General features: G+C 66.1%; 10 protein-coding genes. 1 reads left to right on the top strand and 9 read right to left on the bottom strand.

Annotated elements, in window-relative coordinates; genetic code table 11:
* Nucleotides 1–101 precede the first annotated feature (101 nt).
* From trhA to ACYOEI_RS08435, 3 genes are all read right to left on the bottom strand, one after another.
* The gene (gene trhA / locus ACYOEI_RS08445) at nt 102–863 is read right to left on the bottom strand and encodes a PAQR family membrane homeostasis protein TrhA (protein ID WP_462848959.1); all 762 of its coding nucleotides are present in this window, start codon (nt 861–863) and stop codon (nt 102–104) included.
* A 716-nt stretch (nt 864–1,579) separates the two neighbouring features.
* Nucleotides 1,580–2,515: a prolyl oligopeptidase family serine peptidase gene (locus ACYOEI_RS08440; RefSeq protein ID WP_462848958.1), complete on the bottom strand. Its 936-nt coding sequence runs from the start codon at nt 2,513–2,515 to the stop codon at nt 1,580–1,582.
* A 177-nt stretch (nt 2,516–2,692) separates the two neighbouring features.
* Nucleotides 2,693–3,763 carry a sialidase family protein gene (locus ACYOEI_RS08435; protein WP_462848957.1) on the bottom strand — a complete coding sequence of 357 codons (1,071 nt, stop codon included), beginning with the start codon at nt 3,761–3,763 and terminating at the stop codon, nt 2,693–2,695.
* A gap of 689 nt (nt 3,764–4,452) precedes the next feature.
* On the opposite strand from ACYOEI_RS08435, the gene ACYOEI_RS08430 reads away from it, so the two are divergent.
* Nucleotides 4,453–5,943, top strand: coding sequence for a sensor histidine kinase (locus tag ACYOEI_RS08430; RefSeq protein ID WP_462848956.1), 1,491 nt, complete (start codon nt 4,453–4,455; stop codon nt 5,941–5,943).
* Between the two features lie 140 nt (nt 5,944–6,083).
* On the opposite strand, the gene ACYOEI_RS08425 is transcribed toward ACYOEI_RS08430, so the two are convergent.
* The 6 genes from ACYOEI_RS08425 to ACYOEI_RS08400 all read right to left on the bottom strand — a co-directional run bounded on the left by ACYOEI_RS08425 (nt 6,084) and on the right by ACYOEI_RS08400 (nt 15,208).
* Entirely contained in the window at nt 6,084–7,337 is a 1,254-nt protein-coding gene (locus ACYOEI_RS08425; RefSeq protein WP_462848955.1) for a hypothetical protein, read from the bottom strand.
* 286 nt (nt 7,338–7,623) lie between these two features.
* Complete coding sequence (locus ACYOEI_RS08420) at nt 7,624–8,283, bottom strand: hypothetical protein (protein ID WP_462848954.1); 660 nt, start codon at nt 8,281–8,283, stop codon at nt 7,624–7,626.
* Between the two features lie 4 nt (nt 8,284–8,287).
* Nucleotides 8,288–9,460: an AAA family ATPase gene (locus tag ACYOEI_RS08415; RefSeq protein WP_462848953.1), complete on the bottom strand. Its 1,173-nt coding sequence runs from the start codon at nt 9,458–9,460 to the stop codon at nt 8,288–8,290.
* Nucleotides 9,461–9,662: 202 nt separating this feature from the next.
* Complete coding sequence (locus ACYOEI_RS08410) at nt 9,663–10,820, bottom strand: acetyl-CoA C-acyltransferase (RefSeq protein WP_462848952.1); 1,158 nt, start codon at nt 10,818–10,820, stop codon at nt 9,663–9,665.
* A gap of 95 nt (nt 10,821–10,915) precedes the next feature.
* Nucleotides 10,916–13,084, bottom strand: coding sequence for a 3-hydroxyacyl-CoA dehydrogenase NAD-binding domain-containing protein (locus ACYOEI_RS08405; RefSeq protein WP_462848951.1), 2,169 nt, complete (start codon nt 13,082–13,084; stop codon nt 10,916–10,918).
* Nucleotides 13,085–13,279: 195 nt separating this feature from the next.
* Nucleotides 13,280–15,208, bottom strand: a complete 1,929-nt coding sequence (locus ACYOEI_RS08400) for an acyl-CoA dehydrogenase family protein (protein ID WP_462848950.1) — start codon at nt 15,206–15,208, stop codon at nt 13,280–13,282.
* Between the last annotated feature and the right edge of the window lie 23 nt (nt 15,209–15,231).

The following is a 15,231-nucleotide window of genomic DNA, read 5'->3' as shown; positions in this document are numbered from 1 at the left end:
TCACAGGGAAATCAAGAAAGCCTATCCACAGATGACGCAGATGAACGCATGTTTTCAAGTGATTTTTGTCTGAATCTGCGTTCATCTGCGTCGACCGTGGATCATCGCCGGATCGCGACCACCTCGGGCCTGGCGTGGGGGCCGTCCGGGACTTGGGGAGGGTCGGCGAGAAGAGAGCGTCGGGCGAGGGCTGGGGAGATGGGGCTGAGGTCGAGTCCCCATGGTGCCACCACCTCGAGCATGAAGCGGAAGTGGGTCGCGCTCGCGGCGACGACCAGGAAATGGAACACCTCGTGTCCCTCGAAGACTCCCGGCCAGAGGACCGGCCACTGGAGGACATGAAAGACGACGCCGACGCTGTAGATGACCCCGCCGAGCGGGATCGGGCGAATGGCTCGGCTCGGGAAGGTCTTCGAGAGCTCGAGGTAACAGAAGACCGCCCCCCAACCCATCAACAAGTAGAGCGTCGTTTCAAGGCTGCGGGGGAGGTGTCCGAGGAAGACGTTGAGACCGATGCCGACCGCGGCGACGAACCAGACCGCGGCAAGGGTACCTTGCCTCCAACGGCCCTTCAGCAACACCCATGCGATGGGCGTGTAGGTCCCCGCGATCAGTAGGTAGATCCCGATATGATCGAGCCGTAGGAGGAGCGAGAGCTGGTCCCCGGGCAAGGTAACGCCATGGTAGAGGGCGCTTGCCGACGCGCACGAGGCCAGGCAGAGCACGTACGCGAGCAGGATGATTTGTCGGGCTCGGTCCCCGGCCGCCCGGTTCCAGAGGATCCAGGCCCCGGGGAGGGTCGCGGCCAGCCAGATGGCATGGCTCCAGGCGCTGATCGGGTCGCGAAGGTTCAAGATATGCATCGTGGGCGCCTCGCCTTCGTCGCATCTTGTCGATCACGACCCGGTCGAGGGTCGTCGGGGATCTCGATGGGCGGGGCGCGCGGGGCCGTCGAAGGCCCCGGGACGACGCCGGGCCCTATCCCGCCCCCCCTCGCACCGGGGTGGCGGCGAAACCGTGAAGATCCCTTCTATGTCTACGAGCTGATAGTTGAACGGGTTCGTGGGATACGGGCGACGATGCCGTCTCCGAGACCTGGGTGGGGCCGATGCTCGGTCGAGGGTCGAAAGCCCCCGGTGCCCTCCCTCGCCTCGAGTCGACAGCCTATCGCTTTCGTCGGCTCGCCCCGGCTTCGTGCTTGAGACGAACCGGCGGCGTTGATGCCCAGGCTTCGTCTCGTGCTCGAGGTGAGGTCTTTAACGCCTCGAGCCGGGCGAACGGGTCCGGGATTCGGACTGCCCCGACCTCGAGCGATTCGTCAAACGGGCTCGCACCAGTGGATGCGTGAGGCCTCGCGAGTGTCGGGCTCGAGCCGACGGCCCCGAACGCGAGGATCAGCCATCCTCTCGATGCTTCGGAGTGCCCGGCGCATTGCGACGGGCTACTCGAATCGTAGCGCCCGAGGCGGGTCGTAACAAGGACCGGCGCCGAATTGGCGGTCGAAAGAAATGGGGGTGGGATCAAGGCCGGGGAAACCTCTTCGAGGCCGGCGCGGTGCCGGCCCCGAGAGTTCGAGCGATCATTTCTTGGCGGCCGTCAGGTGGGCGTCGAACCAGTCGCCCAGGGTCTTCACGTCCTTGAGAATGTCGGGCCAGCCGTGCGCGGCGCCCGGCTTGACGACGAGTTTCGCCTCGACCCCGGCCGTCTTCAGTTTGTCCACGATCGTCTCGGCCTGCTGGATCGGGACGAGCTTGTCGGCGTCGCCGTGGATGATCAGGGTCGGCGGATCGTCGGGGGTGACGTGGGTGATCGGCGAGATCTGGCGGCCGAGCGCCACGATTTTCCCTTCGTCCTTGATCGAGACGAACGCTTTCGTCGCGTTGTCGAACTCCTGGAAGTCGAAGGGCGCGTGGAAGGCGGCGAGGATCCCTCGGCCGATGGCGTCCTCGCCGGGCTTGCCGTAGTTGAGGAAGTCGGTCGGCGGGAAGAAGCAGGCGACCGCCTGCACCCGGCTCGAGAGCCGGTCGATCGGGTCCTTGGCGACCGGGTTGCCGAGGGCGCCCGCCGTCCCCTGCATCAGCGACAAGTGCCCGCCCGCCGACGCGCCCATGATGCCGATGCGGTCGGGGTCGATGTGGTACTCCGACGCATGCGAACGGATGAAACGGACCGCCCGGTTCATATCGTCGAGCACTTCGGGGATCGTGAACCTCGGCTGAGAGCCGTGGACGACGGCGAAGACCGTGTACCCTCGGTCGAGGATGTCGGCGACGAAGGCGGGATTGATCGAGTCGTGCGACGAGAACCAGCCGCCGCTGATGACCCAGATCACGGCCGCACCATTGGCCCCCTTCTTCGGGGTCAGCACGTCGAAGGTCAGCGCCGTGCCGAATTTCCGGCCGTAGATCACATCTTCGGTCCGGGTGAAGCTTGGCGGCTCGTCGCCGAAGCCCGGAGGCGCGAAGGTCGCGGCCAGGGCGAACGCCAGGAAGAACGGGGGAAGTGCAAGTCGCATCGTCGGCTCCCGGGGTTAGGACCGGTCCCGCCCTCGGCCTCGCAACCGCCGACGGGACCCGGACTCCTCGGGATCATATCGGTGCCGACATCCGCCGTCAAAACCGGGCCGAGGTCGCCGTCTCATCGGCGCTCGGTTGAGGTTTCGGTGGCTCCGGCCCCATTCGGGACGTCCGGCTCAGTTCGCGGAAGGGGGCAGGTCTCGCAGCTCGATCTTGGTGGGATCGATGACGACGTGCTTGATCCGCTTGCGTTTCCACGTGTAGGTGATGTGGACGAGGCCGTCGGCCGACTGGATCACGGCGGGATACGAATACTCGCCCGGCTCGGTCTCGAGCACGGGGCCGGCTTGCCAGGCCTTGCCGTCCTTGGAGACGGCGACGTTCAGCGGCGAGCGTGCCCGGGGCGTGTGGTTGTAGATCAAGAGCGCCCGGCCGTCTTTGAGCGTGACCGCGTCGATCCCGCTGTCCGGGTTCGGGAGGGAGGTCGCCTGCAAGGGGGTCCAGGTCAGGCCCGCGTCGGAGGACCACGACTCGAAGATCCGCTTCTGGTCGGTCCGGCAGAGGATCTGGATGGAACCTGGGCCGTAGGTGAGGACCGTCGGCTGGATCGCGTCGAACTTGTGGCCGTCGTTCAGGGGCTTGGTCTTCGACCAGGTGGCTCCGCCGTCGCTCGACCGCTCGAGGTGGACGCGGAAGCCGTGGTCTTCGGTGCTCGAGGGGGAGAGCAAGGTCCCGTCGGCGAGCCGGACGAGCTTGTTTTTGATGGGTCCGAGGATCCCCTCGGGCAGGAGCTCCGGCTTCCCCCAGGTCTTGCCGCCGTCGGCCGAGACGATCTGCATCCCCCACCAATCCCTGGGAGATGGGCCCACCTTGTAGTAGAGGAGCAGGCGGTCCTCCGAAAGTGACGCCAGGACCGGGTTCCAGCAGGGATAACGCCGGCCCGAGCCTTCCTTGCCGTTTACCACCTCGACGGGCCTCGACCAGTGCTCCCCATCCTTCCTCGAGACCCAGATGCCGACGTCGGCGATGCCTTCGTCCGTGCCGCCGAACCAGGCGGCGACGAGGCCCCCCTTCGACTCGGCGATCGTCGAGGCGTGGCAAGACGGGATGAGTCCATCCGCGTAGAGGAACTCGGACGTGATCACGCCAGGGGCCTCCCCTGCACCGGTCGTCCGCGGCCCGGTCCCGATCAGGGCCGACAGCAACGCGAGGACCGAGAATCGACGATCCATAAAGATTGAGCTCATGAAAACTTCTCTCGGCTCGCGGGAGCCGTCTCCTTCGTCGCGTGGCGCCTTCCGCCCGCGTCGCGATCCCTCCGTCGAGGGGCCCGGACACGGGGTGTACGCTCGATGGTTGGTCGGTTCCGAACTCGGACGACGCATCGGATTCTGGCCGAGTCGTCGCCCGTGGTTCAAGGCCGGAGTCCCCCGTAGGAGTATTTTGCGCCAGGGGTATCCACGTATGAATTGATCGCGGAATTCCGCATGGATGTCGCTTGGTGCTGGATTTGGCGTCATAAAGATGTGTGCGGGGCGATCGAAATCGGTGGGAGGAGGCCCGTGTTCGGGGGGTAGGCGTGGGCCAGCACCTCGTGGGGAGACCGCGACGGTGGGCCTAGGGGAAGTCCGACGATGCGAGAATGAAGCGCGGACGAGGTTGATGATTTACAATGCTCCTCGGCATCGGCTATCCTTGAATCCGGCGGGTCTGTCCGGATTCGGACCCTGTACGACCCCGGGCGTGTCGTTCGGGGTTGGGCTTCGGCGGGAAGACGCGTCGGTGAGAAGGCTCGCCCTGCACGGGATCCTCGCGGCCGCGAGGACTCCGTCACCCCCTCGGGCAAGTCCGTCGTGCGTCATCCGAGGCGATCGTCGAGCGTCATCCTCAATGATCGTGCCCCCAGTGGTCCCCGGGGGCGGATCAGGCTGCTCTTATGCATGTCACGATCCAGTGTGTCCACTGCGGCAGGCCGCTGAAGGCCCCCCAAGAGATGGCGGGGAGGCCGGTCCGTTGCCCCGGCTGCAACGGGCAATTCGTCCTGCCCCTGGACCTCGAGGTCGGTGCAGAGTCGGGCGAGTACCGGCAGGTCCCGTCCTACCGGGCTGAGACCCTCAGCCGATCGATGCTCGCTCCTTTGCCCGGCCGTGGGGTCGCCCCGTCGGCCGGCATGATCTGCCGGCTCGAGCCCGGGACTCTGAACTGGCTCGACCTCTCCGACTCGCTCCGAGAGTTCCTCGGGCGCACCGTTGAAGAGCTTCGGCGGCAACCGTTCCTCGAGCTGCTCCACGAAGACGACCGGGCCCTGGCCGAGGACGAATTCCAGCAGGCCGCCGAACTCGGCGAGCGCCACGACTTCGTCCTCCGGGTCAAGGGCCGCTCGGGGCAGTGGCACTACATGCGGGTCAATACCCAGGCCCGCTACGACCCCGACGGCGCGGTCAACCACTTCCGGTGCAACCTCAAGGATGTGACCGACCGGATCCGCGCCGAGCAGGAGCTGCGGAGGCGGACCGAGCAGTTGACCTCCGCCAACGAACGATTGCGCCAGACCAACCAGAAGCTCAAGGAAGCCCAGAGCCAACTCGTCCACTCCGAGAAGCTCGCCGCTCTCGGGACGCTCGCCGCGGGCATGGCCCACGAGATCAACAACCCGCTCGCCTATGCCTCGAACAACGTCGCGGTCCTCGAGCGCGACCTCGGCTCACTCCTCATGATCCTGGCACGCTACCAGGAAGGGAGTGAGGCCATCCGGGCGGCCTACCCCGAGCTCGCCGAGGCGATCGCGGGGCTCGAGGAGCAGGTCGACCTCCCCTACCTCCAGCAGAATCTCGTCGGGATCGCGCAGTCGGCGAGGAAAGGGCTGAAGCGTGTCGCCCAGATCGTCCAGAACTTGCGAGGATTCGCCCGGCTCGACCGTGCCGAGATCGGCGAGATCGACGTCAATGAGTCGATCGACCAGGGACTCGGGATGCTCGGCGACCTCCTGGCCCGCCAACAGATCACGGTCGTGCGGAACTTCGGGGAACTGCCGCCGCTGGAATGTGCCCCCGCGCACATCAACCAGGTCTTCTTGAACCTGCTGATGAACGGGATGCAGGCGATCGAGGCGACGGGCAGGGCCTCGGGGCGGATCGAGGTCGCGACCCGGCGCTCGGACCTCGGCGTCGTGATCGAGATCGCCGACGATGGCTGCGGGATCCCCGCCGACGTCCTCCCCAAGATCTTCGACCCGTTCTTCACCACGAAGCCCGTCGGCCGGGGCACCGGCCTGGGGCTCAGCCTCACGCACGGCATCATCGCCGAACACGGCGGGCGGATCGAGGTCCAGAGCAGCGTCGGCTCCGGGACCCGCTTCCTGATCCACCTGCCGATCCGCCGGTCGAATCCCCGCCCGGGGCCGGTCCACGCGGCTACCGAAGGCTAGGAGCCGACCCTGAAACCCGTTATTTTCTTAAATAACGGGTTTCTGATGGGATCGGCTTCGGCAACCCCTCCCGGGATGTCGTCGTGGCGCCCCACAGAAACCCGTTTACGAAAGGAAACGACGGGTTTCGGGAGAGGTTCTCACTGGGGCTTGGGGGGGCTCTCGAGGTGATCCCAGCTCATCCCTCGGAAGAATGCGGAGGCGGCCGAGCTCAACGAACTCCCGGCGTTCTCGACGGTCTGGACGGCGTTGTCCGCCGCCTTGGAGACGTCGTTCCCGACGTTCGCGCCGACCTTCTCCGCGGTCGAGACCGCGGCGTTCGTGTCGTTCTCGACGTCCTTCCCGAAGTTGTTCCCGGCCTTGGCCATGGACTGGAAGGTGTTCTTCGCCGACTGCTCCACGCTCTGAGAGACGTTCGAGAGGGGCCCGTCTACCGCGTTGTCTAGGATCGTGTAGAGGGTCGTGTAGATCTGCCGCTGGCGGAACGACTTGGCCGGCGCGAAGCGGAGGTTGAACGCCTGCATGAAGGCGATCAGGTCGCTCACGGTCGTCCCCTGGTACGTCTCGAGCTGGGCCAGGATCTCGTCGACCTTCGGGCTATAGAGCATTCGCGTCAGGCCGGCGAGCGACTTGAGGTAGTCGCGGCCGTCGTTGTGGGTGGGGTCGTTGGCCGGGACCGACGCCTCGAAGTGCTTGCGCAGGGCCGAGATCGCGTCGGAGACGGCGCGGATCGTTTTCGGTCGGAGGTCGTTGCGTTCGTCCTCGTCGAGGGCCGCCTTGACCGCGTCCTGGAGCCGCTGGCGATCGGCGTCGAAGGAGTCGTCGCGCAAGGCGAGGGGCCAGGACTCTTTCCCCGTGATCTGGTCGATGCAGATCGTCATCGCCTCCGACGCGTATTCAAACGGGATGTCCTGAATGACCTCGCGGCTCAAGGGTGACCGCAGCATGCGGTAAGACGAGTGGGAGACCGCGGGATTGGTCAGGATGTCGAGGATGACGTTGAGCGAGTCGCCGTCCTGGATGTCACGGATCTCGGGGTGATTCCGGAGCCGGTCGTAGGTCGCCGCCTGGGCGCGGTTGACCGCGGCCTGCCGCTGCTTGAGGTGGAGGTAGTTCGACACGTTGAGCGTATGCTGCGACTCCCAGGCCGCCTGGTTCCATCGCAGGACGGTATCGGTGTTGATCGACGTCGCCTGGGCGTCGAGGAGATTGCCCTGCCCCGCGCCGAGGTTGAAGGCGCCGAGGCCCCGGGCGATATCCCCTTGGGGCGTCGATCCCCAGCCTCCCCAGCCATATCCGCCGTATCCGCCGGGATAGCCGAACTGCGCGCGGGCGGTCCCCGAGGCCGCGACGGCGATGGCCAGGGTCAGGGCCGGGATGAATCGCGTTCCCATCGACGTTTCCTTGGATATTGGGCCGGGACGATCGCATGGCCGGTCTTGGCGCACCGATCAGGAACAAGCGAGTTATCCAAGTGTATCGCTTCGAGATCCGTGTGCCAATCCGGTTGATCCATCGACGCTCGGGCGGTCGTGGCTCGGTGCTCCTCGTCGTCGGTCCGAGCTCCAGTCAGTGGTCGTACGAGTCGACGCCTCGCCGGATGATTTATACTATATAAACGTGTGAAATTGTGCGTTATGCTGGGAGTCTTCGGTCGGAATGACGGGCCATGGTGGGTGCTCATTCTCCTCGCTGTCGGGCCTGGGTCAGGAGGGACTCGAGCTCCTTGAGCAGCTTTCGGAATGACCGAGACCGCTGCGATATCCCCACCGTGAACGGCAAGTGGCCGGTTAGTTTCGTTTGATGGATGGTGGGCGAATACTTCTTTTCGCCAAGGAGCCTGGCCACGGCACTCTTACAATCGGCGATGCTCTCAACGTCTGTGCCTTTGGGCAGAGACTGCCGGGTCAGCGCGAAGCCTGCTCCTTTGAGGCCGGCTCGGAAGCGGGTGCTGGGGAAGGCGGCGAGGAACCACGCCTCGTACTCGCGGTTTGCGACGACGACCCCGATCGGGTAATCGTGGGGGACCAACGCCCTCGCCCGGGCCAATAGAGATGTCCCCAGAGTCTTCGGACACTCTTCGTCCGCATCCAGGAGCACGAGGATGATGTCGGGTCGCCGGAGGTAGGCGATCTCGACGTAGTGCTCGATCCCCAACTCGTCGGACTCGTCGTGCGGGACTTTGAGGGCTCCGACGCCTGAAGCCCGGACAGGTCCCTTGATGTCCACCTCCACGTTCCCGTGGTAATTCCGGTGGCGGAGCCAGCGTTGGATGAGGATCGGCACGGCCTTGACTTCGCCGAAGCTCTCGACGATCGGGACGATCACGTATCGGGGCATGGCGTTACAATGCCTTGAAGAAGTCGGCTTCGCCCCCGATCGCCGAAGGATCGGCCTCGGTCCAGAGGGCGTTCGATCGAAGGAGCCGGCCCACGGTCTGGGGGGGCCTCAGGTTGTCCCGGATCTCGCGATTGAGGTGGTAGAGCTGGCTGGTCCCCTCGTTCCATTGGACGATCCTGATGCGATCAGGGGTCGCCGTGGCATGGCTCAGGATTTCCGGGTTGTGCGTCGAGACGACGATCGGGAAATCCTCGCTCGCCAGGTCGATGGCATCGAGTAAGACACTTTGGGCGAAGGGGTGGAGGGAATCCTCGATCTCGTCAAGGAGCACGATCGATGGGCGTGGGGTCTGCCGGAGGGCCAGCAGTATGCCCAGGCTTCGGACTGTGCCGTCGGACATCATGGACGCGTCGAAGGTATTCGCCTGCCCCCCTTCCCCCTCCTGTTGAAACAGGATCACTCGGCGCCCTACGCGAGCGTCGGCTTTGATCCCCCGCAAGCCCGGGATGGCCGCCTGGAGATGTTCCTCGATCCAGTCATGATCCCTCAGACTGGTGTGCTTCAAGACGTCGCCGGCGTTACTCCCGTCGCGGTTGAGTCGTTCCTCGCTGCCGATCTTGGGCTCGCCGCGGATGGCCTGCGGCGAGAGCTGGTGGACGGAGATGCGGCGAAGGGCCTCGTAGATGGCCTTCCACGAGGAATTCGTCCCCGCAATGAGTGGGAAGAGGAGCGTTTCGGGATCGGGGACGGGCTTGATCCCGTCGATATCGCTCGTGACGGATTGACGGTCGCGGATAAAGCCGTGGCGGATGCCCGAGAGATACTCATGCTTGACGATGTAGTTGGACTTGGGCGTGTCCGTTCCGATGCCGAACCCGTAAAGGACAGATTGCCCACCCAACTCCATGATTGCGGCAAGGCTGACGTCGTACTCCGGGCCTTTTCCCGGCTGCCTCTGGCGGATCCCTTCCAGGTTGCCGCGTCGTTCCAGGGCCGTGCCCAATGAGTCGGTGACGGCCTCGCTGATGAAGCTGAGAGCATCCATCAACGTCGATTTGCCGGCACCGTTACGCCCCACCAGGAAAGTAATCTTTTCAAGTTCCCATCGGACGTTGGCGAACGCTCGATAGTGGCGTAGTCGCACTTCCTTGATCTTGACCTTGCTCGTTTGAGGCATGTGCGACCTTATCCACGTCTACAAGTCCGTGAGGCCTTCTTGAGTCGACGAGCAGCCTATGGCAAGCTGCCTCACCTCGCATGTGGCCCTCCAGCAAACCGTTGATCGGTTCCACGTCGCGAGAGGTGCCACTCCGGAATGATACCCCGGAGTGGCGTCCAGAAGGTTGCGTCAGAAGGCACTGTGGTTCAACGAAGTAGTATTAGCAGGCTTCGAAGATGGTGGCTACCCCCTGTCCCTGGCCGACGCACATGGTCGCGAGGCCGAATTGGGCCCCTTCATCGCGCATCCGGTAGAGGAGGGTCGTGGCGATCCTCGCACCGCTGGCGCCCAGGGGGTGTCCGATCGCGATCGCGCCGCCGCGTTTGTTGACCTTCTCTTCGTCGGTGCCGAGGAGTTTCAACGAGGCGAGGACCTGCACGGCGAAGGCCTCGTTGAGCTCGATGCAGCCGATGTCGGCCAAGGTCAGGCCGGCCCTGGCGAGGACTTTTTTGACCGCGGGGGCCGGTCCGATGCCCATTTCGGCGGGGTCGACACCGACGACGGCCATGGCGCGGATCTTGGCCATTGCCTTCAGGCCCAGGTCTCGGGCCTTGCCCTCGGACATGATGAGCAGGCCCGCGGCGCCGACGTTGATCGGCGAGCTGTTGCCCGCGGTGACCGAGCCGCCGTCGGGGTTGAAGGCCGGCGGCAGGGCGGTCAACGACTCGAGTGAGGTGTCGCGGCGGATGCACTGGTCCTGGGTGACCAGGACCTTTCGCCCGGCTTCGTCGCGGCCCCAGGTCGGGACGACCTCGTCGCGGAAAAGCCCGCCGTCGGTGGCCGCCGCCGCCAACTGGTGGCTGCGCAAGGCGTATTCGTCCTGCTTTCGTCGGGAGATCCGATACTTGGCCGCGACGTACTCGGCCGTCAGGCCCATGCTCATGACCGCCTCGCCGTGCCGCTTCGCGAGGCCGGGATACGGGTTGTAGTCCTTGTTCATCGGCACGTGATCCATGTGCTCGACGCCGCCGGCCACCTGGACGTCCTCGCACTCGGCGGCGATGCTCATGGCCGCGTCGTTGATCGCCTGCAAGCTCGAGGCGCAGTTGCGGTTGACCGTGACGCCTCCCGTCTCGATCGGGAGGCCGGCCGCGAGCAGGGCGATCCGGGCGATGTCGAACCCCTGTTCGCCCTGCTGCTGGACGCATCCCCAGCGCACGTCTTCGACCCGAGCCGGGTCGATCCCGGTCCGCGACATGAGGGTCCGGATCACGTGCGCGGAGAGGTCTTCCGAACGGACGTCACGAAACGACCCTTTCTCCGCCGAGGCTCGCCCCACGGGCGTGCGAACGGCATCGACGACGACCGCGTGTCTCATCGTCCTGGTCCCTTCTTATTGGGAATCGCGGCCCGTGGCGAAGGCGGGCGGCGATCATGGGTGAATCATCCCTTCGAGCCGAGCATCCGGAGACGTCAGGCCGGGACCGTCTTGGGGACGGAGATGGCCTTGGGGCTCGGATAGAACGTCGCGCCGGTCCTGGCGTGCGCGACCAGGGTCTCGGTCGGCTCGAACTGCTTCCCGAGGTGTCGGTAATGGGCGAGCCGGTCGACGATCTTCGCGGCCCCTTCGGTGTCGCACCAGCGGAGGATCCCGCCTCGGAACGGGGGGAAGCCGATGCCGAGGATGAGCCCCATATCGACGTCGGCCGCTTCGCGAACGATCCCCTCTTCGAGGACTCGCGTGGCCTCAAGGAGCATCGGGAAGAACAGCCGATCGGTCAGCTCCCGGGCGTCGGGCGTCCGCTCGCCGGTCCGGTGTGCCTCGAGGATCGTGGCGAACGTCGGGTCGGGCACGGGGCGTTTGCCACCGTGCTTGCGGAACCCCACGCCGGACTTCTGGCCGAGCCGTCCCGCGTGGACCATCTGCGTGAGGATCGCCGGCGACGTGGCCCGGTCGGGGTACGCCGAGGCGAGGATCCCCCCCGCGAAGAAGGCGGTGTCGATGCCGACGACGTCGTGGAGCGCGATCGGGCCCATCGGCATTCCGAACGCCTGAGCGGCCGCGTCGATCGCGTCCATCGGCACCCCTTCCACCAGGAGCGAGAGCGCCTCGTTCATGTAGGGGAAGAGGACCCGATTGACCAGGAAGCCCGGGCAGTCGCGGACGACGATCGGCGTCTTGCGGATCTTCTTGGCGAGCGCGACGACCGTGGCCACGGTGTGGTCGGACGTCTTCTCGCCCCGGATCACCTCGACGAGCTCCATCCGGTCGACGGGGTTGAAGAAGTGCATCCCGAGGAACCGCGACGGGTCGGGAGCCGACTCGGCCATCCTCGTGATCGAGATCGTCGAGGTGTTGCTGGCGAGGATCGCCCCTTCTCGCAGGATGCCCGCGAGTTGCTTATAGGTGGACGTCTTGGTCGCTTCGTCCTCGACGATCGCCTCGATGACGAGGTCGCGGTCGGCGAGGGCGCCGTTCATGGTCGTGCCGTTGAGCCTCCCGAGCATGTCGACCATGTCTTGCGGGGTCGCCCTGCCGATCTTGATCCGGCTCATGACGACGTCCTCGGCCCGCTTGAGGCCGGCGGCGACCCGGGCGTCGTCGACGTCGAGGAGTGCGGTCGGGATCCCCGACCTCGCGTGTGCGGCGGCGATCCCCGCCCCCATCAGACCGGCCCCGATCACGCCGACGCGGCCGATCTTCTCGGGCACGACGTCGGTCGTCGCGACGCCGGAGTCGCGATCGAGCCGATTCTTCATGAAGAAGACGGAGATCAGGTTCGCCGAGATCGGCGTTCCCATGATCCCGAGTGCCGCCTCCTTCTCGACCTCGAGCCCCTGGTCGAGCGTCAGGTTCGCCCCCTTCTCCATCGCGGCGAGCGCGGCGAGGGGCGCGGGATACTGCCCCTTGGTCTTGGACGCGACCGCCCCTTTGGCCACGGAGAAGGCGAACATCTGCTGGTCGGGGCTCAGGCCGAGGGGCTGCTGGAGCCGCTCCCGACGAGGCTTCCACTCGCCGCTCTGCTGGAACTCCTCGATGAGGCGGCAACCTTCCTCGACGAGCCGATCGGCGGGGACGGCGTCGAAGACGATCCCGAGCTCGACGGCCTTCCGCGCGGGGACAGGGTCGCCCGAGCAGATCAGCTCGACCGCGTTCAGGCCGATGAGCCTGGGGAGGCGTTGAGTCCCTCCCCACGCGGGGATGAGGCCGATCTTGGTCTCGGGGCAGGCGATCTTCGACTCGGCGGCGTTGGAGATGATCCGCTCATCCATCGACAGGACGAGCTCGGTCCCGCCTCCCATGCAGTTGCCGTCGATCAGGGCGACGGTCGGGAACGGGAGCCGGCTCACCTTGTTGAAAAGCTGGTGCCCGAAGCCGATCGCCTGGGCGACCTGCTCTTTCGGGGCATGGGCGAGCGCCCCGAGCTCGTTGAGGTCGGCGCCGGCGATGAACTGGCCCGGCTTACCGCTCCGGAAGAGGAGGCCGCGCAAGTCGCCTCGCGACTCGAGCCGGCCGACCCACTCCGACAATTCCATGAGCACGCCACGCGAAAGCGTGTTGACCTTCTTATCAGGGACGTCGAAGGTCAACACCGCGATCTTGTCGTCGCGCTCTTCGAGATGAAATGCGCCGGACATCATGACCCCCGTGTCTGCATTTGAGGAAAGTCGGGCAGGTCTTTCGCCCGCAGATCTCGATCCCGAAGGCCTGCCATCCCGGGGGACGACGGGACCGTTCGTCTCCGATCCCGAGGCCTTTGCGGCGCCGTCCGACGCCGGCGTGTTCCTCTCGACGGCATCGGGCCCGCGGCTCTCTTCTCCACGGCTGGAGGGCCATCAATGGGCCTTCTCGGTCGGTTCATTCGTGTACGGCATCAGGATCGCCTCGGGTTTGATGCCGGCGATGGCCTCGAAGCCGCCGTCGGCGATCGTCTGGCCGAGCTTCGTGACGGCGCGGAGCGAGGCGTCGGTCGGCCGCCCGCCCGAGAGTTTACGACGCAGGTCCTGGCAGAGCACGTCGCCGGCGGCCTGGACGACCGGGTTCGACTGCTTGCCGGCCCAGACGCTCGTGGCGAGGATCACGACCATGTCCTGGATCCGCTGCGAGAGCTCGGCCATCCGGCACTGGCGGTCGGCGAGCCGCAACTGGTGCTTGCTCATCACGTCGCTGACCTCCAACCGGCTCCGCCGGAGCGCCTTGACGGCGAATCGGGCGTGGTCGTCGAGCGGCTTGGGCAGGTCGATGTCGGGGAGCCGGCCGCTGGACGCGAAGTGCTCGCGGAGCCACCACCCGGCGTAAGGCACCACGGCCTTGCGGAGCGCCCAGGCGTGCGCGGGGTTCATCGGGTTCGGCTCGCGGATCCCCGCGGCCTGGAGGGCCCGGCCGATCGGCTCGAAGTAGGTCTTGCCGTGGTCCTTGATGAGCGACTTGAAGAACGCCATCCCGAGGATCTCCCCTTCCCCTTCATAGATGCAGGGGGCGAGGTACTCGTGGACGTTGTCGCCGAACAGGTGGCCGTGCAAGAAGGCCCGGCCGCCGTGCGTCTTCATGAAGAGCTCGACCGCGGCCTCCTTCTGCGCCTCGCTCCCGAAGATCTTGGCGATGATGCACTCCATCTCGCCCCGATATCCCTGGTCGAGGAGGCCCGAGCACCAGTCGACCATGGCGTCGGCGCCGACGATCAAGGCCGCGAGCCGGCCGATCCGACGCCGGACGAGCTCTCGGGTGTCGATCGTCGCACCATACGTCCTGCGGAAGTGGGCCCAGGGGAGCATGTTCGCGAGCATCGTCCGCATCGTGCCGGCGGCGACCGAGCAGAGGGCCACTCGGCCGAGGTTCAGCCCGTGATAGGCGATGGTCAGGCCGTCGCCTCGGCCGGGCTCGAGCAGGTTCTCCTTCGGGACCCGGAAGTCGTGGAACTTCAGGCCGTTGTTATAAGAATGCTTCAACGCGTGGAGGCCGTACTTGACCGTCCGGAAATGCTCGTCCTCCTGGTCGGGCAGGTCGGCGATCAGCACCGAGGGCTTGCCGCCGATCAAGCAGACCAGGCCGACCGTCCGGCCTGGGACGGCGTTGGTGATGAACAGCTTCTCGCCGTTCACCACGTAGTCGTCGCCGTCGAGCACCGCCGACGTCCGCAAGGCGGTCAGGTCCGAGCCGGCGCAAGGCTCGGTCAGGGCGAAGCCGGAGAGGCGTTCACCGCTGGCGAGCTTGGGCAGGTGCCGCCGCTTCTGCTCGGCGCTGCCGAAGGTGCGGAGCGGGTCGACCGCCCCGATGCAGCCGTGGACCGACGCGAGGCCCGCGACGGTCGGGTCGATCGTGGCCATCCGCGTCAGGAACCGGGCGAACGCCGAGAACGAGACCCCCTGCCCCCCGTGGGCCGGGTCGACGAGGAGGCCCCAGTAGCCGGCGTCGGCGAGGTCCTTCAAGAGCGGGTTCGAGACCTTGCGATTCTCATCGAGCAACGTGCCCGCGTCGCGATGCCGGCGCACCACGGCGAGCGAGTCGTCCATCACCCTGGCCCACGACGGCTGCACGGGCGCCGGGGTCGAGGAGAAGAGATCGAGCGGGAATTCGTGGTCCCAGACCGCGCGGTGCGCGGGGCTGTGGGCCGTCTGGTAGCGGGGCGCGAAGAGGGCCTCGACCTGCTCGTCGGCACGGTCGAGCGAGCCCGTCCGCCGCGACTCCTCGCGGCTCTTGCCCCCCAACTCCAACGCGGTTTCGACAAACGTTTGCGGTTCGAGCTCCTGGAGGTCTTGGCTCATCTCAGTCCCCTCTTGTCTCGAAG

This window comes from Singulisphaera rosea, assembly GCF_054877945.1.
The sequence above is the reverse complement of the archived record's forward strand: the minus strand, read 5'-3'. Positions and strand labels throughout refer to the sequence as shown.

Excerpts from the sequence above, each read along its gene's own strand:
- trhA (WP_462848959.1), bottom strand. The coding sequence starts at position 863 with ATGCATATCTTGAACCTTCGCGACCCGATCAGCGCCTGGAGCCATGCC.
- ACYOEI_RS08440 (WP_462848958.1), bottom strand. The coding sequence starts at position 2,515 with ATGCGACTTGCACTTCCCCCGTTCTTCCTGGCGTTCGCCCTGGCCGCG.
- ACYOEI_RS08435 (WP_462848957.1), bottom strand. The coding sequence starts at position 3,763 with ATGAGCTCAATCTTTATGGATCGTCGATTCTCGGTCCTCGCGTTGCTG.
- ACYOEI_RS08430 (WP_462848956.1), top strand. The coding sequence starts at position 4,453 with ATGCATGTCACGATCCAGTGTGTCCACTGCGGCAGGCCGCTGAAGGCC.
- ACYOEI_RS08425 (WP_462848955.1), bottom strand. The coding sequence starts at position 7,337 with ATGGGAACGCGATTCATCCCGGCCCTGACCCTGGCCATCGCCGTCGCG.
- ACYOEI_RS08420 (WP_462848954.1), bottom strand. The coding sequence starts at position 8,283 with ATGCCCCGATACGTGATCGTCCCGATCGTCGAGAGCTTCGGCGAAGTC.
- ACYOEI_RS08415 (WP_462848953.1), bottom strand. The coding sequence starts at position 9,460 with ATGCCTCAAACGAGCAAGGTCAAGATCAAGGAAGTGCGACTACGCCAC.
- ACYOEI_RS08410 (WP_462848952.1), bottom strand. The coding sequence starts at position 10,820 with ATGAGACACGCGGTCGTCGTCGATGCCGTTCGCACGCCCGTGGGGCGA.
- ACYOEI_RS08405 (WP_462848951.1), bottom strand. The coding sequence starts at position 13,084 with ATGATGTCCGGCGCATTTCATCTCGAAGAGCGCGACGACAAGATCGCG.
- ACYOEI_RS08400 (WP_462848950.1), bottom strand. The coding sequence starts at position 15,208 with ATGAGCCAAGACCTCCAGGAGCTCGAACCGCAAACGTTTGTCGAAACC.